Source organism: Pseudomonas sp. Pseusp3 (assembly GCF_047304225.1).
Lineage (GTDB): Bacteria > Pseudomonadota > Gammaproteobacteria > Pseudomonadales > Pseudomonadaceae > Aquipseudomonas > Aquipseudomonas fluorescens_CD.
Genome location: NZ_JBGLYV010000092.1, coordinates 1 through 24444 on the forward strand (window position 1 = coordinate 1; position 24444 = coordinate 24444).

General features: G+C 61.1%; 19 protein-coding genes. 6 read left to right on the forward strand and 13 right to left on the reverse strand.

The features are described 5' to 3' along the window. Positions 1-111: 111 nt before the first annotated feature. A complete protein-coding gene (locus tag ACCD00_RS24210; protein ID WP_413427867.1) occupies positions 112-1773 on the forward strand; it encodes a choline dehydrogenase in 1662 nt (553 codons plus the stop codon). Between the two features lie 9 nt (positions 1774-1782). Next, positions 1783-2847: a GlxA family transcriptional regulator gene (locus ACCD00_RS24215; RefSeq protein WP_413427868.1), complete on the forward strand. Its 1065-nt coding sequence runs from the start codon at positions 1783-1785 to the stop codon at positions 2845-2847. A gap of 73 nt (positions 2848-2920) precedes the next feature. Here ACCD00_RS24215 and ACCD00_RS24220 read toward each other — a convergent pair whose 3' ends face one another. Further along, positions 2921-3652: a class II aldolase and adducin N-terminal domain-containing protein gene (locus tag ACCD00_RS24220; RefSeq protein WP_413427869.1), complete on the reverse strand. Its 732-nt coding sequence runs from the start codon at positions 3650-3652 to the stop codon at positions 2921-2923. A gap of 425 nt (positions 3653-4077) precedes the next feature. Between ACCD00_RS24220 and ACCD00_RS24225 the strand changes: the two genes are divergently transcribed. Beyond that, positions 4078-5199: an HlyD family secretion protein gene (locus ACCD00_RS24225; protein ID WP_413427870.1), complete on the forward strand. Its 1122-nt coding sequence runs from the start codon at positions 4078-4080 to the stop codon at positions 5197-5199. Further along, complete coding sequence (locus ACCD00_RS24230) at positions 5196-6788, forward strand: DHA2 family efflux MFS transporter permease subunit (protein ID WP_413427871.1); 1593 nt, start codon at positions 5196-5198, stop codon at positions 6786-6788. The genes ACCD00_RS24225 and ACCD00_RS24230 overlap by 4 nt, the downstream gene beginning before the upstream one ends. Before the next feature lie 12 nt (positions 6789-6800). Here the strand turns inward: ACCD00_RS24230 and ACCD00_RS24235 are convergent, their stop codons facing one another. The 5 genes from ACCD00_RS24235 to ACCD00_RS24255 form a co-directional block, all read right to left on the reverse strand. Further along, entirely contained in the window at positions 6801-7241 is a 441-nt protein-coding gene (locus ACCD00_RS24235; protein ID WP_008017565.1) for a carboxymuconolactone decarboxylase family protein, read from the reverse strand. A gap of 154 nt (positions 7242-7395) precedes the next feature. Next, positions 7396-8838 carry a mechanosensitive ion channel domain-containing protein gene (locus ACCD00_RS24240; protein WP_413427872.1) on the reverse strand — a complete coding sequence of 481 codons (1443 nt, stop codon included), beginning with the start codon at positions 8836-8838 and terminating at the stop codon, positions 7396-7398. 325 nt (positions 8839-9163) lie between these two features. Beyond that, positions 9164-9790, reverse strand: coding sequence for an isochorismate family cysteine hydrolase YcaC (gene ycaC / locus ACCD00_RS24245; RefSeq protein WP_413427873.1), 627 nt, complete (start codon positions 9788-9790; stop codon positions 9164-9166). A 57-nt stretch (positions 9791-9847) separates the two neighbouring features. Beyond that, the gene (locus tag ACCD00_RS24250) at positions 9848-10531 is read right to left on the reverse strand and encodes an isochorismatase family protein (RefSeq protein WP_057397541.1); all 684 of its coding nucleotides are present in this window, start codon (positions 10529-10531) and stop codon (positions 9848-9850) included. Positions 10532-10623: 92 nt separating this feature from the next. Then, positions 10624-11490: a pirin family protein gene (locus ACCD00_RS24255; protein WP_413427874.1), complete on the reverse strand. Its 867-nt coding sequence runs from the start codon at positions 11488-11490 to the stop codon at positions 10624-10626. A 104-nt stretch (positions 11491-11594) separates the two neighbouring features. On the opposite strand from ACCD00_RS24255, the gene ACCD00_RS24260 reads away from it, so the two are divergent. Together ACCD00_RS24260 and dkgB are read left to right on the forward strand one after the other, a co-directional pair. Then, on the forward strand, positions 11595-12503 hold the full coding sequence (locus ACCD00_RS24260) for a LysR family transcriptional regulator (protein WP_223531675.1): 909 nt from the start codon (positions 11595-11597) through the stop codon (positions 12501-12503). A 247-nt stretch (positions 12504-12750) separates the two neighbouring features. Further along, positions 12751-13554 (forward strand): 2,5-didehydrogluconate reductase DkgB, encoded by an 804-nt coding sequence (gene dkgB / locus ACCD00_RS24265; RefSeq protein WP_413427875.1) that lies wholly within the window; start codon positions 12751-12753, stop codon positions 13552-13554. Between the two features lie 3 nt (positions 13555-13557). Here the strand turns inward: dkgB and ACCD00_RS24270 are convergent, their stop codons facing one another. The 7 genes from ACCD00_RS24270 to ACCD00_RS24300 form a co-directional block, all read right to left on the reverse strand. Next, a complete protein-coding gene (locus ACCD00_RS24270) occupies positions 13558-16785 on the reverse strand; it encodes a transporter substrate-binding domain-containing protein (RefSeq protein WP_413427876.1) in 3228 nt (1075 codons plus the stop codon). Further along, complete coding sequence (locus tag ACCD00_RS24275) at positions 16786-17412, reverse strand: response regulator (protein ID WP_413427877.1); 627 nt, start codon at positions 17410-17412, stop codon at positions 16786-16788. A 109-nt stretch (positions 17413-17521) separates the two neighbouring features. Beyond that, positions 17522-17923 (reverse strand): chemotaxis protein CheY, encoded by a 402-nt coding sequence (locus tag ACCD00_RS24280; RefSeq protein ID WP_413427878.1) that lies wholly within the window; start codon positions 17921-17923, stop codon positions 17522-17524. 151 nt (positions 17924-18074) lie between these two features. Beyond that, the gene (locus ACCD00_RS24285; RefSeq protein ID WP_413427879.1) at positions 18075-18791 is read right to left on the reverse strand and encodes an MgtC/SapB family protein; all 717 of its coding nucleotides are present in this window, start codon (positions 18789-18791) and stop codon (positions 18075-18077) included. Between the two features lie 156 nt (positions 18792-18947). After that, positions 18948-21662, reverse strand: coding sequence for a magnesium-translocating P-type ATPase (gene mgtA / locus ACCD00_RS24290; protein WP_413427880.1), 2715 nt, complete (start codon positions 21660-21662; stop codon positions 18948-18950). A 572-nt stretch (positions 21663-22234) separates the two neighbouring features. Further along, positions 22235-23572: a lysine N(6)-hydroxylase/L-ornithine N(5)-oxygenase family protein gene (locus ACCD00_RS24295; protein WP_413427881.1), complete on the reverse strand. Its 1338-nt coding sequence runs from the start codon at positions 23570-23572 to the stop codon at positions 22235-22237. A 146-nt stretch (positions 23573-23718) separates the two neighbouring features. Continuing rightward, positions 23719-24201, reverse strand: a complete 483-nt coding sequence (locus ACCD00_RS24300) for a sigma-70 family RNA polymerase sigma factor (RefSeq protein WP_413427882.1) — start codon at positions 24199-24201, stop codon at positions 23719-23721. Positions 24202-24444 lie beyond the last annotated feature (243 nt).

Genomic DNA, 24444 nt, shown 5'->3' on the forward strand with positions numbered 1-24444 from the left:
AATGCGATGCATCAGGCAATGAAACCATCGACTGACACACCGCATTCGCGAGCAAGCCCGCTCCCACAGGGTTTGGTGTCATGACCTTCTATTGATGGAGCACCCCGAACCATGCCCAACCATGCGTTTGATTACCTGATCGTGGGCGCCGGGTCCGCCGGCTGCGTATTGGCCAATCGTCTGGGCGAAGACCCGGCGGTGCGGATTCTGCTGCTGGAGGCCGGGCCGGCGGACCAGAGCTGGACCATCGACATGCCGTCCGCCGTGGGCCTGGTGGTCGGCGGTACGCGCTACAACTGGAGCTACAGCTCCGAGCCGGAACCCTTTCTGGACGGCCGCCGGATCGGCACGCCGCGAGGCCGCACGCTGGGCGGTTCGTCGTCGATCAATGGCATGGTCTACATCCGCGGCCATGCCCGGGACTATGACGGCTGGGCCGAACAGGGCTGCGTCGGCTGGGGTTATCAGGACGTGCTGCCGTATTTCAAACGCGCCCAGACCCATGCCGATGGCGCGGACGATTACCGTGGGGCGACAGGTCATCTGCACGTCACCCCCGGCGATACCACGACGCCATTGTGCGCCGCGTTTCTGGCGGCCGGCGCACAGGCCGGGTATGGCCTGAGCGATGATTTGAACGGTTATCGCCAGGAAGCCTTCGGCCCGGTGGATCGCACCACCCGCGCCGGGCGACGCTGGAGCACCTCCCGCGGTTATCTGCGTGAAGCGCTGGTCCGGGGCAACGTTCAGGTGCACACCGACGCTCTGGCGCTGCGCATTCTGTTCGACGGCAAACGCGCCATCGGCATTGAGTACGAGCACAACGGCGCGGTCCACCAGGCCTTCGCCCGGCGTGAAGTGTTGCTGACCGCCGGGGCCATCAACTCAGCGCAATTACTGCTACTGTCCGGCATTGGTCCGGCGGCGGAACTGCGGGACCTGGGGATCGAGGTCAGACACGACCTGCCCGGTGTCGGTCGGCGCCTCAACGATCACCCGGACACAGTGGTGCAATACCTGTGCAAGCAACCGGTGTCGCTCTACCCGTGGACCACCGCGCCGGGCAAATGGTGGATCGGCGCACGCTGGTTTGCCACCCACGACGGGCTGGCGGCGAGCAACCATTTCGAGGCCGGGGCATTCATCCGCTCCCGGGCCGGGGTCGAGTTTCCCGACCTGCAACTGACCTTCATGCCCCTGGCAGTCAAACCCGGCAGTGTCGACCTGGTGCCGGGCCACGCGTTCCAGATCCACATCGACCTGATGCGCCCCACCAGCCTGGGCAGCGTCACGCTCAACAGCGCCGACCCCAGGCAGCCGCCGCGCATCCTGTTCAATTACCTGAAAACCAAGCAGGATCGCGCCGACATGCGCGCCGGCGCACGGCTGGTGCGCGAGATCATCGCGCAACCGGCCATGGCCGCTTATCGTGGTGAAGAGCTGGTGCCTGGCCCGCAAGCGCAAAGTGATGAGGCGCTGGACGCCTGGGCCAGGCAGGTCACGGAAACCGGCTACCATGCCAGCGGTACCTGCAAGATGGGACTGGCGAGCGATGTCGAAGCCGTGGTCGATCCGCAACTGCGGGTGCATGGCCTCGACAGACTGCGAGTGGTGGACGCCTCGATCATGCCGGTGATCGTCAGCGGCAACACCAATGCACCGACGGTGATGATCGCGGAAAAGGCCAGCGACCTGATTCGCAGCCTGCCACCACTGCCGGCCGTCGATACCCCGGTGTGGATTCACCCACAATGGCAAACGCAGCAACGATAGAGATCACCCATGAGCAGTCAGTCGTCCAACAGCACCGAAACACCTTTCACCTGGCGGCGCGGCGACGTCGCGCCGTTGCGTGTCGCGGTGCTGTTGTTGCCGTCGTTTTCCAACTTCGGTCTGGCGGCCGTGCTGGAACCGCTGGCCATTGCCAACTGGCTGACTCAGCGCACCGTGTTCGAGTGGTCGCTGTTGTCGATGGACGGTGAACCGGTGCAGGCCAGCAATGGCCTGACCACGGTCGCCAATGACGGCTTGAAGGCCGACCGGGGGTTCGATGTGTGCGTGGTGCTCGCCAGTTTCGATGTGCACAAACACAGCCGCAACCTCGCACTCAAAAGCTGGTTACGCAAACAGGCGTTGTTCGGCGCCGTGCTGATGGGCGTGGAAACCGGCACCGAACTGCTCGCCGCCGCCGGCGTGCTCGACGGTTACGAAGCCGCCGTGCACTGGGACAACCTGCAGGGTTTTCAGGAAAGTTATCCGCGGGTCCACGCCAGGCCGCAGCTCTACACCCTGGAGCGCCAGCGCATGACCTGCGCCGGCGCCACCACGACCCTGGACATGCTGCTGGGCTGGATCGGCCAGAGCCTGGACAGCGAACTGGCCCGGGAAATCGGCATGCACCTGTTGATGGGCCAGGTGCGCGCGCCGGCCGACAATCAACTGGACGGCGGCCTGACCAACACCGGGCTGTACGGCAGCAAGATCCGCCGCGCCATCGGCTTGATGGAGCAGTCGTTGGAGGAACCGCTGGATTGCGAAGCAATTGCCGCTCAGGTCGGCCTTTCACGGCGGCAACTGGAGCGGCAATTCAAGCATCAGACCGGCCTGTCACCGCTCAAGTACTACATCACCCTGCGCCTGGCCAAGGCCCACAGCTTGCTGCAACAAACGCGCTTGAGCGTCGCCCAGGTGGCAGCCTGCTCGGGCTTCGGTTCGCTGGAGCACTTTTCCCGTACCTATCGAGCCCGCTTCGGCTGCCCGCCCAGCGAAGACCGCAGCCAGGTATGGACCGCCCCGGTGATGCGCCAGCCGCTGCGCAAGGAGCACCGGCCGGTCGAGGCGGACTGACGAACGCTTTTCGTAGGAGCCCGGCTTGCCGGCGATGGCGATCTCAGGTACGCCATCGCTGGCAAGCCAGCTCCTACAGACTCCGATACTCGGGTTCTTCTTCGTCGAGAATCCCCATCAGCGCATTGAAATGCTTGTCGGCAAAGCCCGGGTAGTCGAGCCATTGCCGACAGGTCTTGCGCGCGACTTCATCGCTGGCGATGCGCAACTCACGGCCAGTGGAAAGCGCGGTGATGTAGGTCTCGCAGGCGCGTTCGAAGTAGTACAGATCATCGAACGCCTGGGCGATGCTCGATGCCACAACCAGCAGGCCGTGATTACCCATCAGCAGAATTGGCTTATCCCCCAGCAGCTGGCTGACTCGCTCCGCCTCTTCACCCAGGCCCATGCCGTCGAAGCCTTCGTCGATCGCCACTCGCTCGAAAAAACGCATGCAGTTCTGCTCGATCGGCGGCAGCCGCGAATCCGCCAGACAGGCCATGGCCGTCGCGTATTTCGAATGGGTATGCAGGATGCAGCGAGCGTGGGGCTGATTGCGGTGCAAGGCACTGTGCAAGGCCCATGCGGTGATGTCTGGCGCGTCCGGGAGATCCAGGCTGGCAGGCTCATCGGCGTTGAGCAACAGCAAGTCGCTGGCCTTGATCCGCGAAAAGTGCTTGCCATAAGGGTTGATCAGGAACTCCCGACCGTCCCCCGACACCGCGACGCTGAAGTGATTGGCGATGGACTCGTGCAGGTTCAGCCGCGCCGCCCAGCGGAACGCACAGGCCAGGCGAATACGCAGTTGCTCGACAGGTTGATTCATCCCGTGCTCCCCCGGATGTTGATCGGTTGCTGGCAGTGTAGAGCGACGCCTTGCGCACACTTGACGGGAAACGACACGGATTGCCGTTATCGACCAGCTCGTCAGGGTGAACGGCCGGGATGGCGAGTCCGCAATCATTTACTTGCCACATTTCTTTCGTCTGTAACACCGCCTTCGCGAGCAAGCCCGCTCCCACAGGGACCTGTGTTGTTCACAGAAAAGTTTGTTCGACACATACCCTGTGGGAGCGGGCATGCTCCGGGCGGCGTTCCGACGAAGGCGCCAGATCGACCGCCACCTATTCAACTGCCCTCGCATCAAACCAGCCACCTGACGACCGGCAGCAAAAACCATTTGCCACAAAATATTACATACGTCATATTACAGCCATCATAATTAACCACCGCTCCAACAGGTAATCTTCCATGACCAGCATGCCCACCGTTGAACCCGACCTGGCTGCCCCGGTGACTGCCGCCAAACCTCCCCTGCTCAAGCGCCTGTTGTTGCCCACCGTGGGTATCGCGGCACTGGTATTGGCCGGTGTGTATGGCGCGCATTGGTGGAGTGCCGGGCGTTTTATCGAAGAAACCGATGACGCCTATATTGGTGGCGACGTAACCGTGATCGGGCCGAAAGTGGCGGGTTACATCGACGAAGTGCTGGTGACCGACAACCAGAAGGTCAAGGCAGGTGACGTGCTGATCCGTCTCGATTCGCGCGACTACCGTGCCAACCTGGCCAAGGCCGAAGGCGCAGTGGCCGCCCAGGAAGCCTTGCTGGCCAACCTCGACGCCACCGAACAACTGCAACAGGCCGTCATCGGACAGGCCCGCGCCGGCATCGACGCCGCCGGTGCCGAAGCCGCCCGTTCGCGGGATGACGATGCCCGCTACAAAAAGCTGGTGATCACCAACGCCGTCTCGGTGGAAAGCGCCCAGCGCGCCAATACCACGTTCAAGACTGCCCAGGCCCAAAGCAACCGCGCCCAGGCTGAATTGCTGGCCGCGCAACGCCAATTGAATGTGATCGACACCCAGAAACAACAAGCCCGGGCCGCCTTGATCCAGGCCAAGGCCGAGCGCGATCTGGCGCAATTGAATGTCGGCTACACCGAACTGAAGGCACCGGTTGACGGTGTGATCGGCAATCGTCGGGCCCGGGTTGGCGCCTATGCCCAGGCCGGCTCGCAATTGCTCTCGGTGGTGCCGACCAGCGGTCTGTGGGTCGATGCCAACTTCAAGGAAGACCAACTGGCACGCATGCTGCCGGGGCAACGGGTGGTGATCCATGCCGACGTGCTGTCGGGCCAGGAGTTCCACGGTCACCTGGACAGCCTCGCCCCCGCCAGCGGTTCGCAATTCAGTGTGTTGCCGCCGGAAAACGCCACCGGCAACTTCACCAAGATCGTGCAGCGGGTGCCGGTGCGCATCCACCTCGATCCGGCCGACAGTGTGCTCGGCCACCTGCGTCCGGGGTTGTCGGTCACCGCTGAAGTGGACACGCGCAAGGAGCCTGAAGCGCCAGTCGTGGCCAGCGCGCCATGAGCCGCCCCGTCACCGCCCCGGCGCAACCGTTCAATGCCGCGAACATGGCGACGGCGACCAAGGTCTTCGCCTTTGCCAGCATGTGCATCGGCATGTTCATTGCGCTGCTGGATATCCAGATTGTCTCGGCTTCGTTGCGTGACATCGGCGGCGGGCTCTCCGCCGGCACCGATGAAACCGCGTGGGTACAGACCAGTTACCTGATCGCCGAAATCATCGTGATCCCGCTGTCGGGCTGGCTCTCCCGGGTGTTTTCCACGCGCTGGCTGTTTTGTGCGTCGGCGGTGGGCTTCACCCTGACCAGCCTGCTGTGCGGCGTGGCCTGGAATATCCAGAGCATGATCGTTTTCCGCGCCCTGCAAGGCTTTCTCGGCGGTTCGATGATCCCGATGGTGTTCACCACGGCCTTCGTGTTCTTCACCGGCAAGCAACGGGTCATCGCCGCCGCGACCATCGGCGCGGTGGCGTCCCTGGCACCGACCCTGGGGCCGGTGATCGGCGGCTGGATCACCGACATATCGTCCTGGCACTGGCTGTTCTACATCAACCTGGTTCCCGGCATCTTTGTCGCCGTGGCCGTGCCGATGCTGGTGAAAATCGACCAGCCGGAACTGTCGCTGCTCAAGGGCGCGGATTATCTGAGCATGGTGTTTCTGGCGCTGTTCCTCGGCTGCCTGGAATACACCCTCGAAGAAGGCCCGCGCTGGAACTGGTTCAGCGACCGCACGATCCTGACCACGGCGTGGATCAGCGGCCTGGCCGGGCTGGCGTTCATCGGCCGGACCTTGCATGTGGCCAATCCGATTGTCGATCTGCGCGCCTTGAAGGATCGCAACTTCGCCCTTGGCTGCTTCTTCTCGTTCGTCACCGGCATCGGCCTGTTCGCCACGATTTACCTGACGCCGCTGTTCCTCGGCCGGGTGCGCGGCTACGGTGCGCTGGACATTGGTCTGGCGGTTTTCTCCACCGGGGTGTTCCAGATCATGGCGATTCCGCTGTATGCCTTTCTGGCCAACCGCATCGACCTGCGCTGGATCATGATGACTGGCCTGGGGCTGTTCGCCTTGTCGATGTGGGATTTCAGCCCGATCACCCATGACTGGGGGGCCAGGGAATTGATGCTACCGCAAGCCTTGCGCGGGATTGCCCAGCAACTGGCGGTGCCGCCCACCGTGACGCTGACCCTTGGCGGCCTGGCGCCGGCAAGGCTTAAACATGCGTCGGGGTTGTTCAATCTGATGCGCAACCTGGGTGGGGCTATCGGCATCGCCGCGTGCGCGACCATTCTCAATGACCGCACCAACCTGCATTTCACCCGGTTGGCGGAGAACCTCAACAGCACCAACGAGGCGCTCAACCAATGGCTGTCACAGGTCGGCAACAACTTCGCCGCCCTCGGCCAGAGCGGTGACACCGGGGTCACCGCCAGCCTGCACCAGCTTTGGTTGTTGACCTACCGCGAAGCCCAGACGCAAACCTACGGCGACGCGTTCTTGATGATCATGGTCTGTTTCATCATCGCCACGGCGATGGTGCCCTTGATGCGCAAGGTGCAACCACCGGCCGCACCGAGCGCCGATGCGCATTGATGCTTGTGCGGGTCAGGCCTGAGGCGTTTTGCGAAAGCCTACGGCCAGACGGTTCCAGCTGTTGATGGTGCTGATGGCCACGGTCAGGTCGACCATTTCCTTGGGCGAGAACTGGGCGCTGACCACTTCGTAGTCTTCATCCGGAGCGTGGGTCAGGCTGAGTTGGGTCAGGGATTCGGTCCAGAGCAGCGCAGCGCGTTCGCGCTCGGTAAAGAACGGTGCTTCGCGCCAGGCTGTCACGGCGAACAGGCGGCGCGGGGTTTCACCGCCCTTGATCGCATCGGCGGTGTGCATGTCGATGCAGAAGGCGCAGCCGTTGATTTGCGAGGCACGCAGCTTGACCAGTTCGATCAGGTTTTTTTCCAGCGGCAATTTCGAAACCGCTGTTTCCAACGCGATCATCGCTTTGAGGGCATCAGGCGAGGCAGTGTAGAAATCGATACGGGGTTTCATAGCGTGCTCCAGGGCAAGTGAGTGTGTGACTACGTTAGTCCCGCAGCCGGTTTACACAAATAGCCAATATTTCAAAAGTCGAGGAGGCCACTGGCGGTGCCTCCTTGAAAGAAAGGGCTATCCGAGAACTCCTCGCGATCCGCGCAGCGGCCATTCACACCCGATTGCGCAACCACCGCAAGAAGCCCTTTTTCTCCACCACCACCGGCAGGTCCTGAGTCAGGGTTTTCGCTTTTTGCAGCCGATAATCGAGCAAGGCTGTCATTGCATCGTTGATATCGTGACGGGCATCCAGGCACGGTTTGAGGTATGACTTTTCGATGCGGTACAGGCCACTGAATGTCTTGGCGGTAAACTGCGCAGGCAGTGCGCTGTCGGTGAGAATACCCGCCTCGCCGAACACCTCCCCCGGCCCCATGCGTCCGGATTCGTATGGCGCTCCGTGACGCATCAAGGTCACCGAGATCACGCCGGACTCGATAATGAACAGGTGATTGCTGACCTCCCCCGCTTCCAGGATCACCTCCCCGGCGCGAAAGGTTTGCAGGGTCATGTTCTGGCTGAACGTGTCTTTCTCTTCCTGGCGCAGGGTGGAGAAAATCGGCGAGCTATCCAGCAATGCCCGTTTGCGTGTCGAGTTGATCGGCGGGCTGGGCTCCACGCTCGACAACAAATTGACCCCGGATGCCTGCAAGTGCCGATAGGCCAAGTCGTACAGCTGGTTGCGCACTGAGCGTTTCTCGTCCATCGACGCGACAAAGCCGCTGATTTCGTAGACCGCTCCGGTGTTGCTGGCGGTTTTCAGGCCGACGCTTGGCGACGGTGTATCGAGCAACGCACGACAACCTTGAATGGCCCGCTCCAAAGCATCGATCACCGTATTCGGCCTCGCGTGCGGACTCACTTCCAACGAGACGGAAATGCCGAACATATCGCTCGGCCTGCTGAAATTGATGATCTTGGCCTTGGCCGCCAACGAGTTGGGGATCACTGCCATGCAGCCTTGGGAGGTCTGCAGGCGTGTGGCGCGCCAGTCGATATCGGTCACCTTGCCCTCCATGCCATCGATGGAGATGTAGTCATCCAGTTGGTAGGGTTTGGTGGTGTTCAGGACGATCCCGGAAAACACGTCACTTAGGGTACTTTGCAAGGCCAGGCCGACAATGATCGCCAACGCACCGGACGTCGCCAGCACGCCCTTGACCGGCAGATCGAGTACATAGGCCAGGGCGGCAATGACCGCGATCAGGAAAATCACCGCGCCGAGCAAATCCTGGAGCAACCGCCCTGTATGCCCGACCCGCTGCATCATCACCGCGCCGATCAGCACGGTCAGGGTCCGCGCGCCGAACAACCACCAGCCAATCTGCAAACCGGTGGCCGCCAGATGCAAGGGTACGTTGTCGGCCCAGGGCGGTGGCTCCATCGGGTTCAGGCCTTCATTGAACAGCAGGAGGCTGAACAACGAAAAAATCACCACCCGTACCAACAGCCTCCACCCAATGCCAAGGGCACTGAGCAAATACCACAACCCAAGATCGATCAGGATCAGCGCCATTGCGCAGATCAGCGGGTGTTCAGTGAGCAATGACAGCATCAAGCAACTCCAGCCAGGGCCAATAACGCGAAGATCGCACGGATTGGCCATAGTGTAGGAGCAATTGATTTCTCTGGATGAGCGCGTCTGGCTGGACACACTGAAAAAAACCTGTGGGAGCAACTGTCTAACCCTGACACGCCGCCTTCGCGAGCAAGCCCGCTCCCACAGGGTATCGCGGCCGGCCCCAACCTCCGGGACCGCCCAATCCCGGGGGGGGCGGGGGCTTGCTCGCGAAGAGGCCGGCACAGCCAATATCTACATCGCCTGACACGCCGCCTTCGCGAGCAAGCCCGCTCCCACAGGAGCAAGCGTGTTGGCTGGGTTACTTGCTGTTGGTCAGCGTGCTGTAGCTGGTCATCAGGTTGCGGTAATCCGGAATATGGTTGGAGAACAGCGTGGCCAACCCTTCGATGTCGTTGCGCCAGTCGCGGTGCAGTTCACAGGCCAGGCCGAACCAGGTCATCAATTGCGCGCCCTGAGCGGTCATGCGGCTCCACGCCGATTCACGGGTCAGCTCATTGAAGGTGCCGGACGCGTCGGTGACCACGAACACATCGAAGCCTTCGGCCAGCGCCGAAAGCGCCGGGAACGCTACGCACACCTCCGTCACCACACCGGCGATGATCAGTTGTTTCTTGCCGGTGGCCTTGATCGCCTTGACGAAATCCTCGTTGTCCCAGGCGTTGATCTGGCCAGGACGGGCGATGTACGGCGCGTCCGGGAACTGGGCCTTGAGCTCGGGCACCAACGGACCGTTGGGACCGGTCTCGAAACTGGTGGTGAGGATGGTCGGCAGCTTGAAGTACTTGGCCAGGTCGGCCAGGGCCAGCACGTTGTTCTTGAATCGATCCGGATCGATGTCGCGTACCAGTGACAGCAGGCCGGTCTGATGATCCACCAGCAGCACGGCGGCGTTGTCCTTGTCGAGACGCTTGTAGGAAGTGGTCATTGCAGTAGTCCTCGCGTGTTATCGATGCCGAGTGGAAGTCGGCGTGGGGGTAACCGGTTAGCGCCGGGAGTCCAGCACTTCGTGTTCGTTCGCCACTTGCTGGGCCTTGAGGTAACTCTCGATCAGCAATTGATAATGCGGCATGGCCTGGGCGTAGACAGCGGCCCACTGCTCGGCATCCGGGCGGTTCCACGAGCCTTGCAGCTCGGAGAGCGTCGCCATGATGTCGATCGGCACTACCCCGGCTTGGGCCAGGCGGGCCACGGTCAGCTCGGTGGCCAGTTTCGAGTGGTTGCCCGAAGCGTCGACCACCGCGAACACCTTGTAGCCTTCATGCACGGCGGCGATGGACGGGAACGCCAGGCACACGCTGGTCAAGGTGCCGGCGATCACCAGGGTTTTCTTGCCGGTGGCTTTGACCGCCGCGTGAAACTCCGGGTTGTCCCAGGCGTTGATTTCACCTTTGCGCGCCACGTATTGCGCATGGGGCGCGGCCTGGTGGATTTCCGGAATCAACGGCCCGTTCGGCCCTTGTGGAACGGAAGCCGTGGTGATCACCGGCATTTTCAGCAACGTTGCAGCCTTGGCCAGGGCAATGGCGTTGGCGCGCAGTTGTGGCACGTCCATGTCCTTGACGATCTGGAACAGTCCGCTCTGGTGATCGATCAACAGCATCGCGGCGTCGTTGGGGTCGATGGTGGGTTTCTGGCCATCGAAGTTGGCAGCATTGACAGTGTTCATATGCGTTTCCTCTTTCTTTCAGGCAACAGCCATCCCTGGCCTCGGACCGGCCTACGCATCCTGTGTAGAGCGGGTTGTTGAAGCGGAGCGGGTTAAGCGTGCATCCGGCCGAAGCGACCGGACTGGAAGTCGGCGAAGGCCTGGTGGATTTCCTGCTCGGTGTTCATCACGAATGGCCCGTGACCGACGATCGGTTCGTCGATCGGTTCGCCGCTGAGCAACAGCACCACCGCGTCTTCGCTGGCTTCGAGGGTCAGCTGATCACCCTTGCGATCGAACAGGGCCAATTGCCCCTGGCGCACCGGCTCCAGGCCATTGACCTGAACCGTGCCGCGCAAAACCACCAGTGCGGTGTTGCGCCCTTCATGCAGATCCAGGGTGAGCAACTTTCCGGCATTCAAACGAATGTCCCACACGTCCACCGGGGTGAAGGTGCGCGCCGGGCCTTCGCGGCCGTCGAATTCACCGGCGATCAGGCGCAGGCTGCCGGCGTTGTCCTTCAAGGCGATGCTCGGGATGTCTTGGTCGAGGATCGTCTGGTAGCCGGGGTCGGCCATCTTGTCCCTGGCCGGCAGGTTGACCCACAGTTGCACCATTTCCAGGGTGCCACCGCTCCTGGCGAAAGCTTCGGAGTGGAATTCTTCATGCAGGATGCCCGAGGCGGCGGTCATCCATTGCACGTCACCGGGGCCGATCTTGCCGCCACTGCCGGTGGAGTCCCGGTGCTCCAGTTCGCCCTTGTAAACGATAGTCACGGTTTCGAAGCCACGATGCGGATGCTGACCAACGCCACGCCGTTCGGTAGTCGGGGTGAATTCAGCGGGGCCGGCATGATCCAGCATCAGGAACGGGCTGATGTGTTTGCCCAGGTTGTCGTAGGAAAACAGCGTGCGAACCGGAAAACCGTCACCAACCCAATGGGTCCGTGGACTGGTGTAGATACCGATGATGTTTTTCATGGTGTCTCCTGGTGAGGTGAGTGAAGCCATGGACAAAGCTTAAAACCGTGACCTTTGCTGCGCTAGACTGCAAAAATCGGCTTTAGCGTTCTATTTGGAGAACGATGGTGGAAGACCTCAACACCCTCTACTACTTCACCCAGGTGGTGGAACATCACGGTTTTGCGGCGGCGGGCCGGGCACTGGACATGCCCAAGTCCAAGCTCAGCCGACGCATTGCCGAACTCGAAGAGCGACTGGGTGTGCGCCTGCTGCACCGCACCAGCCGGCATTGCTCCTTGACGGAAATCGGCCAGGCCTACTACCAGCGCTGTCTGGCCATGCGGGTGGAAGCGGAAAGCGCCGCCGAACTGATCGAGCGCAACCGCTCCGAGCCTCAGGGCCTGGTGCGTGTCAGTTGCCCGACGGCGCTGCTCAATTCCTGGGTCGGGCCGATGCTGACCCGCTACATGCTCAAGTACCCGTTGGTGGAGTTGTTCATCGAGAGCACCAATCGCCGGGTCGACCTGATTCACGAAGGCTTCGATATTGCGTTGCGGGTACGCTTTCCGCCGCTGGAAAACACCGACATGGTGATGAAGGTACTGGGCAACAGCACCCAGAGCGTGGTCGGCAGTCCGGCCTTTTTATCGCGCCTGTCGACTCCGGCCTCCCCGGCCGACCTCAGCGGCTTGCCGAGCCTGCACTGGGGCGCGGCGCAGCGCGAATATCAGTGGGAACTGTTCGGCGCCGATGGCAGCACGGCAATGATTCGTCATGCACCGAGAATGGTCACCGATGATCTGTTGGCCTTGCGCCATGCGGCGGTCGCCGGGATCGGCATCGTGCACCTGCCCAGCGTGGTGGTGCGCGACGAAATTGCCGCCGGCCAACTGGTGGAGCTGGTACCGGGCTGGACACCGAAAAGCGGAGTCATCCATGCAATCTTTCCCTCACGTCGGGGGTTGCTGCCTTCGGTGCGCACGTTGATCGATTTTCTTGGGGAGGAATTCAGCCGTAGTGATATTGCTTAGGGGCCGCAGGTAAGGCTTTGGACCGAGTCGCCATCTTCGCGAGCAAGCCCGCTCCCACATTTGCAATGCATTCCCCCTGTGGGAGCGGGCTTGCTCGCGAAGAGGCCGGCACAAACATCATCAATGCCGAAAACTGCAGGTGATTCATGATTTCCGGTAAACATTGCTTTGCCGCTCCAGCGGTTTTTCTCACGGATGCAGGCGCGGATACTGCCGCCCATTCCCACTGCAACCTCTGGAGTCATCAATGTCCATTCCCGCCTTCGGCCTGGGTACGTTTCGTTTGCAAGGCCAGGTGGTCATCGATTCGGTGAGCACCGGCCTGGCGCTTGGCTACCGGGTGATCGATACCGCACAAATCTACGAGAACGAAGCCGACGTCGGCGAAGCCATCGCTGCCAGCGGCATTGCCCGTGAAGAGCTGTTCATCACCAGCAAGATCTGGGTCGCCAACCTGGCCGGCGATCGCCTGATCGACAGCCTGAAGGAAAGCCTGAGCAAACTGCAGACCGATTACCTGGACCTGACCCTGATCCACTGGCCGTCGCCGGAAGATCAGGTGCCGGTCGAAGCGTTCATGGGCGCCCTGCTCGAAGCCAAGCGCCTGGGCCTGACCCGCCAGATCGGCGTGTCCAACTTCACCATCGACCTGATGCAGCAAGCGATAGCGGCCATCGGTGCCGAGCACATCGCTACCAACCAGATCGAACTGCACCCGTACCTGCAAAACCGCAACGTCGTCGCGTTCGCGCAGAGCCAGGGCATCGGCATCACGTCATACATGACCCTGGCCTACGGTGAAGTCCTCAACGACCCGCTCATCCAGCAGATCGCCGAACGCCTGCAAGCGACGCCGGCTCAGGTCACCCTGGCCTGGGCCATGCAGTCGGGTTACGCAGTGATCCCGTCTTCCACTCGCCGGACCAACCTGGAAAGCAACTTGAAGGCGCGCGAGTTGACCTTGAGCGAGGCCGACATGGCGCTGATCGCAACGCTGGATCGCGGCCACCGGTTGACCAGCCCCAAAGGCATCGCACCGCACTGGGATTGAGCCTCAACCCTGCCCGATACTTTGGTCCAGTCGGGTCATGGCTTGCTGCAACTGGTCGACGGCATCGTCGACCAGTGCCGCACGACCGTCATTGCACGCCTGCTCCAGCTGTTCGCAACACTCGACCAGGCCAAGCGCTCGCACCATCAGCGCCCCGCCCTTGATCCGGTGTGCCAGTTCCTGCAATCCGGAACGATTGTCGCCGGCGTGCAAGGCCAGCAAATGCACGCGGTCCTCGCGATTGCTCAGCGCCAGATCGTGCATCAGTTGATCGATCAGCTCGCGGTCCGAATCCGCATAGCGCTCCAGCCCACTCAAATCGAACTCGGCGAAGCCATGGCCGTCAGTTGGCGCTAAGGGGGCGCTGGAAAACCGCTGGGCCAGCCACGCCTGCAAATCCACCAGGCGGATCGGTTTGAACAGGCAATCATCCATGCCCGCCGCCTGACAACGGGCCTTCTCTTCGGCCTGCGCATTGGCGGTAAAGCCCAGTATCAGCGTCGACGATAGCCCCTGCACCTGCTCTTGCTCACGTATCGCGCCCGCCAGTTCATATCCACTGAGCACCGGCATGTTGCAGTCGGTAATGACCAGATCGAACCCACCTGCGCGCCACTGTTCAAGCCCAAGGGCCCCGTCTTCGGCCAGCACCACATGATGGCCCAGGTAGCTCAGTTGCCGCGAGAGCAACAGGCGATTGGCGGGATAATCGTCGACCACCAGAATCGACAACACCCGGGTCGTGAGCTGCGCCGGATCCTGGGCCATCCCCCCTGCGAGTAATGCTTGCAGGGCAGGCAGCACCAGGCTGATATCCACCCGCGTCCCGCGCCCGAGCTCACTGTCGAGCTGCAAATGGCCGCCCATCGTTTCGCACAGGGTACGACTGATCACCAGGCCCAGGCCGGAACCTTGCCGGGAGGTCTGCTGACTGTTGCCCGCCTGCACGAAAGGGCTGAACAGGCGTTGCTGGTCGAAAGCGCTGATACCGATGCCGCTGTCCTCGATCCGTACGCTGACGGCAAGATGCTCCGGGGCTTGAGGCTGCACGCGCAGCGTCAGGCTCACCCGGCCTTCACGGGTGAACTTGATCGCATTGCTCAGCAGGTTGGACAGCACTTGTTTGAAGCGCGTGGGATCGAGCATCACGTCGCGGTCACTGTGTTCGTCGAGTTCGACCCGCCACTGCAGATTCTTCTGCATCGCCAGCCCTTCGAAAACCCGGCAGACCGACGTCACCAGCGCGTGCAGATTGACCCGCTCCGGCGCCAGCGACAAATGCCCGGACTCGATCCGGGCGACGTCCAGAATGTCGCCGATCAAATCCAGCAATTGTTGTCCGGCATTGGATGCCACCTCGATGGCGGCGCGGTCGGTCTCCCCTTCATCGGCCCGTTTCAACGCCAGTTCGAGCATGCCGATCAATGCGTTCATCGGCGTACGGATTTCATGGCTCATGGTGGCCAGGAACGTGGTCTTGGCCCGGTTGGCGTCGTCCGCCGCGTCCTTGGCTTCCTGCAGTTGCCCGAGCAACTGCTGACGCTGGCGAATCTGCCGCCGCTGCCAGACGATCCCGGCCAACGCGAGCAACAGCAAGACACCCGCCACCGCAAAAGCCTGCACGATCGCCTGGCGGTGTCGCAGCCAGTAGCTCTGCTCGACCATCGAGTCATAGCGCCAGGGCTGGGTCAGCTCGTCGATCTCTTCGGGAGGGATGCTCAACAGCGCCTTGTCCAGAATCGAATGCAGTTCGGTAGCCTCGCGACTGGTTGCCAGGGTGCTTCGGGCGGGGTGGGTGCCCACGGTGCTGGTCACTTGCAGGCGATCGCGATACTGCCGGGAAATCAGGTAACGGGCGCTGATCAGCGAGTTGATACCGCCCTGGGCCTTGCCCTGGGCGACCATTTCCATGGCGTCCGTCGACAGTGGTGCATCCATCAGCCGGATCAACGGGTAATGCTGGCGAATGTACTCGCCGACAACGTTGCCCCGGGTCAGCGCCAGGGTTTTTCCCGCCATGTCATCCAGTGTCCTGGGGCTGCCCGCGGCTGCGCGGGTCACCAGCACCGAAGGGCTGCTCAGAAACGCCCGGGTGAACAGCAGTTCGTCGTCACGCAGGGAACTGAGGCCGATACCGGCCAGCACATCGATCTCTCCGCTGGAGATGCCGGTCATCATTTCGGCCACCGACTTCACGCTCCGGATGTCAAATTGCAGCCCGGTACGCGAACTGATTTTGGTCAGCACATCGACGCCGATACCGCGAAATTTGCCTTCGCTGTCGATGAATGTAATCGGCGGAATGTTTTCGTTGATCGCCACCCTCACCCGCGGGTGGCGTTCGAGCCAGCGCTGTTCGGCCACGCTCAATTGCAATGACTCGGCGCCCGGGATAGATGCCCCGTTTGCTCCCCAACGACGCAGGATATTCATTTGTTCATGGGTGGTGATGGCCGCCAGCGCCTTGTTGACGATGCGCAATAGCGAAACGTTGTCGCGGGTCATCGCAAAGGCAAAACGCCCGGATTCCATGGGCGAGAAGTCCGTCAGGCGCACGTTGCTCAGGTTGTTCCTGCTGATCAGGTAATGGGCATTGATCGCATCGCCCAGATAGACATCGGCCTGGCCGAATGCCACGGCGCCCATCGCCGCCAGTGTCGAGGGAAACAGCTGGACCTGCGCCTTGGAATAGAACTGTTGCACGCTGTATTCGGGCAGGTAGTGATACAGCATCACCAGCCGCTTGCCGGCCAGTGTCGGGTCGAGTACCGGAGGGAAATCGGAACGCGTGACCAGCACCGGCTGATCGACCGCGTAGGCGCTGGACATCTGCAGCTGTGGATCCTCGGCTTCAAATCGATTGGCCGTTCCCAGCAGGTCTGCCCGCCCTTCCTTGATGGCCTGCACCGCATCGGCCCGCGACGGATAACATTCGACCTCAATGTCGACGTTCAACATTTGTTCGAGCAATCCGGCGTAATCGGCTGTCACGCCTTCGAACACCTTGCCCGCCGTATTGAACTCGAAAGGGGGATAATCCGGCGTCGAAACAGCCAGCACCAATCGGCCCTTTTGTTGTAGCCAGCGCTGCTCGGCTTCCGACCACCCGACACTCAGACCTTCGGCACTCGAGCGTCCCAACAGGGTCAACGGCTGTTGTGCACAGACCGTCGATGACCATAGAAGAAGGCCCGTCAGCACCCAACCAGCCAATCGCCTGAGAGCGTTCATTCAGATCAAATGATTGCGCAGGGCGAAATCCCTCAAGTGCACCGACGAGTTCACGTTGAGCTTGAGGATGAGTCGGGTCTTGTAGGTACTGACGGTCTTGTAGCTCAGGTGCATGATCTCGGCGATTTCCAGGTTTTTCGAGCCCCGGGCCAGATACTGCAGAATGGTCAACTCACGATTGGAGAGTTTGTCGATCAACTGTTTTTCACTGCGTTGCAAATCCCCTATCGATACGGAACTCGAGGGGATCTGGGCGAAATAGGTGTAGCCGGCCATCACCGAACTCACCGCGGCCTTCAAGTCATCCAGGTCCTTGCTCTTGGAAACATAGGCAACAGCCCCGGCCCGCATGCAGCGGTCCTGATAGAACTCGGCCTCCAGCGAGGTGAACACCACTACGCGACATTGTGTGTTTTCGGCCTTGATGCGGTCCATCACCTCAAGCCCCGCCACACCGGGAAGACCCAGGTCAAGCAACACGACATCCGGTTGATGCTCCCGGATCAGCGACAACACCTGATCGCCACGGGAGGCTTCGTAAATTTGCGTGAATCCTTCACCCTTGAGTACGAGTTTGATCATGGAGCGAACCACCGGATGATCTTCCACAATCAATGCTGACTTCATGACAACTCCCGTGCAAAACAACACGATCGGGCAAAAAAATGCCCTCCAGGCACCGCAGCGGCTGGGCACAACGCTGCGCATAGACAATGGCATGGAAGGCTGGGAGGGGCTACCTGACAGAAATGACAGTTCCGACGAACGGTAGCGGACGATCGACGGCGCTCATCAATTGCGTGATTGACGCCAGGTCAGGTACAGCGGCCTGGCTGACCTGGACTTTGCCCGGGGCTGGCGACAACGGTGCCTGTTGTTCATTGAAGATAAAACCGTGACGAACCTGCGGGTTGTCGGCAAGGAAATTGAACAGGTCCAGCGCTCCGTTGGTCATCGCCCCATTGACGAGCACCAGATCCAGAGGCTCGCAACCGTACTCCACCAATGGAAGGAGTTCGTCGAAGCTCTGCACCGGTGCCACCCGAAAGTAGCCGAGCTGGTTGAACCGCCGCTCGATCCGCAGGCGGTTGAAGTGCTGTGCATCGGCGATCAGGATGCGCAAGGATTTGTTCGGCAAGGAGACCTCCAAAAGGATGTCGGTTTCAAGAGGTCGCAAAGCCTACGGAAGACCTCCCCAGGTTTATGTAGGAATATTCCTAAATCAATGCAGGTTAATCTGACTCTTGCCTTGGAAACGCAAGCGCGCTTCGCCCCTGAAACCCTGGCCTTTACTCCGTGGTACTAGGACTCCAGAACGCCTGCACCACCAGGGTCGACATCGAAATCCGCGCCACCAGCGCATCCAGTTCATCGCCATCGACGGAGGTGGTCGCCAGGGTGGCTTCGATTTCAATTTCATCCGTACCAAAGGCATGCACATCGACATCGCTGGCCGGATAGTTGCTGCGCTCCAGCTCGGCTTCGAGCAAGGCCAGCACGGTTTTTTGCTGCGTACGCCGGGCGATCACATAGACGATGTTGGTGACTTCCGCCGAAATCACATCCAGCGGCTGACGGTTGATGTTGTTGACGATCGGCCGCAGCAAGGTATTGGCCGCGAGCACGAACAGCGTGCCGAGCAACGCTTCGGCCAGCAGGTCGGCACCGGCGCAGGCACCGACTGCAGCCGAGGTCCAGAGGGTCGCGGCGGTATTGAGGCCACGCACATTGCCCTCTTCACGCATGATCACCCCGGCACCGAGAAAGCCGATACCGGAGACCACATACGCCACGACCCGCACAGCACCTTCGGCTCCGCCGAGACGGTTGGCCATGTCGACGAAAATCGCCGCGCCCACCGCCACCAGCACATTGGTGCGCAGGCCGGCGGTGCGCTGCCGATACTGACGCTCGAAACCGATCAGGCCACCGAGGATGAACGCCGCGCTGAGGCTGACCAGGGTGTCGAGCAGCGAAGTCAGGTTGAGGTTGTTGATGGCTTGCATGATGAACTCCTTGAAAAACACACAACCCCTTGTGGGAGCGGGCTTGCTCGCGAATGCGATGTATCAGTCACCATCATCATTGACTGACCCACCGCTTTCGTCGGAACGCCGCCCGGACCAAGCCCGCTCCCACAAGGGCATTGTTGTACTGCGGCCTTATTGCCAGCCAAATCGGCGAATGTAGAACCCTTTCACCGCCTGGATCAGCGCCATGTACGCCAGCAGGATCACCGGCAGGAACACGAAATACAGCGACGGCAACGCCTGCAGCTTGAAGTAATGCGCCAGCGGTCCCATCGGCAGGAAAATCCCCACGGCCATGATCAGTCCGGTCATCACCAGCAACGGCATGGCCGCGCGGCTCTGCACGAACGGGATCTTCGGCGTGCGGATCATGTGCACGATCAGTGTCTGGGTCAGCAGCCCGACCACGAACCAGCCAGACTGGAACAGGGTCTGGTGATCCGGGGTGTTGGCATCGAACACGTACCACATCAAGGCGAACGTCGTGATGTCGAAGATCGAACTGATCGGCCCGAAAAACAGCATGAAGCGCCCGACATCCGCCGGCTGCCAGCGCTGCGGTTGCTTGAGCATTTCGTCATCGACGTTATCGAACGGGATGGCGATCTGCGAAATGTCATAGAGCAGGTTCTGCACCAGCAGGTGCATCGGCAGCATCGGCAGGAATGGAATGAACGCACTGGCCACCAGCACCGAGAACACGTTGCCGAAGTTCGAACTGGCGGTCATCTTGATGTACTTGAGCATGTTGGCGAAGGTCCGGCGGCCTTCCAGCACGCCCTCCTCCAGCACCATCAGGCTTTTTTCCAGGAGGATGATGTCGGCCGCTTCCTTGGCGATGTCCACGGCGCTGTCCACGGAAATACCGATGTCGGCGGTGCGCAGGGCCGGGGCATCGTTGATGCCGTCGCCCATGAAACCGACCACATGGCCGTTGCCCTTGAGCAGGCGGACGATGCGTTCCTTGTGCGAGGGCGTCAGTTTGGCGAAGACGTTGGTGGTTTCCACGGCTTTCGCCAACTCGGCATCCGTCATGCGTTCGATGTCGTTGCCCATCAGCAGGCCTTGCTGTTCCAGGCCGACTTCGCGGCAGATTTTCGCAGTCACCAGTTCGTTGTCGCCGGTCAGCACTTTCACCGCCACGCCGTGGGCCGCCAACGCCTTGAGCGCCGGCGCCGTGCTTTCCTTGGGCGGGTCGAGGAACGCCACGTAACCGATCAGCGTCAGTGCCTGCTCATCGGCCAGGCTGTAGGTGTCGCGTCCTTCACTCATCGGCCGTGCCGCTACCGCCACGACACGCAAGCCCTCGGCGTTGAACGTGGCCGTGACCTGTCGAATGCGCGCCAACAACTCTTCGGTCAAGGCTTCATCGACTTCGCCGTGACGCACCCGCGAGCAGACCGCCAGCACCTCTTCCACCGCGCCCTTGCAGACCAGCAGGTGCGGTTGATCGCGCTCGGCGACTACCACCGACATGCGACGACGGGTGAAGTCGAACGGAATCTCGTCGACCTTGCGAAACGCCGTGCCGACTTTCAATTGACGATGGATTTCGACGTGTTCGAGCACCGCCACATCCAGCAGGTTTTTCAGGCCGGTCTGGTAGTAGCTGTTGAGGTAGGCCATTTCCAGCACGTCATCGGAGTCATTGCCCCAGACATCGACGTTGCGCGCCAGGAAGATTCTGTCCTGGGTCAGGGTGCCGGTCTTGTCGGTGCACAACACGTCCATGGCGCCGAAGTTCTGGATGGCGTCGAGACGTTTGACGATGACTTTTTTGCGCGACAGGAACACCGCGCCCTTGGCCAGGGTCGAGGTGACGATCATCGGCAGCATTTCCGGGGTCAGGCCCACGGCAATCGACAGCGCGAACAGCAGCGCTTCGGTCCAGTCGCCCTTGGTGAAACCGTTGATGAACAGCACCAGCGGCGCCATCACGAACATGAAGCGGATCAACAGCCAGCTGACTTTGTTGACCCCGGTCTGGAACGAGGTCGGTGCCCGGTCAGTGGCGCCGACCCGCTGGGCCAGGGCGCCGAAATAGGTGCTGTTACCGGTGGTGAGAATCACCGCCATGGCCGTGCCGGACACCACGTTGGTGCCCATGAACAGGATGTTTTCCAGGTCCAGGGGGTTGAGTGTGTCGCGGTCCTGCTGACGGGGAAATTTTTCCACCGGCATCGATTCACCGGTCATGGCCGCCTGGCTGACGAACAGGTCCTTGGCACTGAGCACCCGGCAATCGGCGGGAATCATGTCACCGGCAGACAGCACGATCAGATCGCCCGGCACCAGAAACCTGATCGGCAACTCGATGCGCTGCGCGCTGAGGTCCTCAAGGTCCCGGCGCATCACCGTGGCAGTGTTACTGACCATGGCCTTGAGAGCATCGGCGGCCTGGTTGGATTTGGTTTCCTGCCAGAAGCGCAGCAAGGTCGAGAGCACCACCATGGAGAAAATCACGATGGCAGCTTTCATGTCTTCGGTCAGCCACGAGATGACCGCCAGCAGCGTCAGCAGCAGGTTGAACGGGTTTTTGTAGCAGTGCCACAGGTGCGTCCACCAGGGCAGCGGTTGTTCGTGCTCGACTTCATTGAGGCCCAATTGCTCGCGCAGGGCATCGGCTTCATGCTCGCTCAAGCCATCGGTGTGACTGCCCAGATTGTTGAGCAATTGACCCGTGTCGCTACCGGCAGCAGCCACCAGGGTTTGCGCCAGGGTCGGTGGGACTTCACGGCTGACCGTGGTGTCGGTGAAGGTTTCCAGCAACGCCAGGCGACGGAAGTGCCGGGCGATGTGGCGGGTACGCAGGAAACCTGCGAAGAATTCCTTGAGGGTAAGTTTCATGGCTGGTGCCCCTTTGGTCAGCCGGGAAACCGTCGAGCAGGCAAGTCCACGCCTGTTCCGCCGGAACGACCGGCAAAGCAAGGCCTGGCGCGCCGGTCACGAATGACAGGCGTGTCGATAGGGCGGCGGCCACGACAGGAAAAGTCGAAACCACGCTCTGTTCAGCGTCGATGAGAGGGACGTCGGGACACGGCCAGGACTGGCCATGATCAGGATGCCGCTGCTCGCTTGTCGGCGAGACAACGGCACAGGAGACTGCGCGTTATCTTGCCGAGAAAATGCCGGTTACCGAGACCGGCCGACAACTGTCACTCGAACAAGTACCCACTGTGGGTCTCCGTAATGGATGAAAACGCGCGAAGCTTACGCCCCGATGTTTGGAGAGTAAACCCGTTACAAAAGCTTGCCGGGGGAAATGCGGGGTTCTTCAGGAAGGGTTCAGGAATCAAATCTGGTGGTGTTTGTGATGGCCCCTTCGCGAGCAAGCCCGCTCCCACATTTTGACCTGTGTTCGCAGATCAATTGTGGGAGCGGGCTTGCTCGCGAAGAGGACCTTGCAGCCACCGAACAACTCAGCTGGCCGTGGCCAGCAACAAATCCACCACCGACCGGCCATGCCCGCGATGCTTGCCATGCTCATACAGTGAAGCGGCAATCTCATCGGCGCGAATCGGCAGGATCGACAGCAAGGTGTCGCTCAAGCCGTGGCTGGCCTGGCAGAAGCCCTGCATGTAGAGGCCGGCCTTGCAGCGCTCGTCGGTGATCAGTCTGTAGTTGCGATCGACCTCGAAATCGCCCAGGTACTCTTCCAGCGGTGCCAGCAGTTTGCGGTGCATCTGCCGCTCGTAACCGGTGGCCAGAACCACGGCGTCGTAGTGACGCACCGAGACTTCACCGGTGGCGTTGTTGCGCAGCACCAGATCGATGCCGCGTTCGTTGGCTGTGGCTTTTGAGAGAGTGGTCAGCGTGTGGAACGCATGGCGGGCGATGCCCGAGACTTTCTGGCGGTAGAAGATGCCGTAGATGCGCTCGATCAGATCGATGTCCACCACCGAGTAGTTGGTGTTGTGGTACTCGTTCACCAGACGCTCGCGTTCGCTGTCAGGCTGCTGGAACACCAGGTCGGTGAACTCCGGCGAGAACACTTCGTTGACGAAGGGGCTGTCGTCGGCCGGCTTCAGTGCCGAGCCGCGCAGGATCATGTCCACCTGCACCGACGGGAAGCTGTCGTTCAAATCGATGAAGGCCTCTGCCGCACTCTGCCCGCCACCGATGATTGCGATGCTCATCGGCCGGTTGTCCACACACGGCTGTTTGGCCATCTGCGCCAGGTACTGGGAATGGTGGAACACCCGGCCGTCATCCTTGAGCGCCTTGAACACCTCGGGAATACGCGGCGTGCCGCCGGCGCTGACCACCACCGAACGGGTGGTGCGCACATGCTGATGCCCGCTCGCATCGCGGGAAATCACCCGCAACGCCTCGACCTGATGGTTGTGCAGCACCGGCTCGATGGTCAGCACTTCTTCGCCGTAACGGCTTTGCGCAGTGAACTGCCCGGCGACCCAGCGCAGGTAGTCGTTGTACTCCATGCGGCACGGATAGAAGGTGCCCAGGTTGATGAAGTCCACCAGGCGCCCGTGGGCCTTGAGGTAATTGACGAACGAGTAAGGGCTGGTCGGATTGCGCAGGGTCACCAGGTCCTTGAGGAAGGAAATCTGCAATTCGCTCTGGGTCACCAGGGTGTTGCCGTGCCAGCGGTAGTCAGCCTGCTTGTCGAGGAACAGCACATCCAGGTCACCCTGGCTCGCCCCGCGCTCTTGCAGCGCGATGGCCAGTGCCAGGTTCGACGGGCCGAATCCGACGCCGATCAGGTCGTGAACGAGGGGCGATGCAATTGCCTGTGTCATTTCCAGTGTCCTCTGGATGTTCCCCTCAATAGCGGGGCATTGAACCTAAGTGACCTGACAGGCCTTGGGCCGCACAACAGGTCGTCTGTTGAGTAGGAACGAGGACAATGAAACAAAATTTAACGAGGCTTGATGAATCTGAAGGCTCAATGGCCTTCCCACTGGCGCATCCGCACACGGCAATGCTTCATGGCATTGACGATGTGCTTTTCGACCAGTGCACGGGAAATGCCCAGTTGCTCGGCGATCTGTGGATGGGACAGGCCCTCGATCTTGCGCAACAGGAAACTCTCGCGGCACAGCCGCGGCAACTCCGCCAAGGCACGCTGGAGCATGTCCAGGCGCTGGCCGTGATCGAGGAGCTTGTGCGGTGAAGGCGTGAAGTAGCGTTCTTCGCTGTCGAGCACATCCAGCGGCTCGGCGCGACGCAAGGCATTGCGGCGGTGGTCATCGATGACCAGGTTCAATGCGGTGCGATAAAGGAAGGCGCGGGGCTGCTCGATCGGCGCGTCGCTGGTCCGTTCCAGCACGCGCAGATAAGCGTCATGAACCACATCTTCGGCCACCTGGCGGTTGCCCAGCCTGGCGTTGAGGAAACACACCAGTTCGCGATAGTAGTTTTCCAACATGACTCCCGTCCGCACGGGGGTGCGGTTTCATTCCTTGAGCCCTTTGTACGACCGCTGAAACAAGCAGTGGCACGATAGTGGCAGTTCGAGTCGCGTAATTTATAGTAATTCTCATATAGATTTAAAGTACTGCTTCATCTTGCCCGATAAATAGCTCTGATCCATGTGGGAGCGGGCTTGCTCGCGAAAGCGGTGCATCAGGCAACATAAATGGTGAATGTGCCGGCCTCTTCGCGAGCAAGC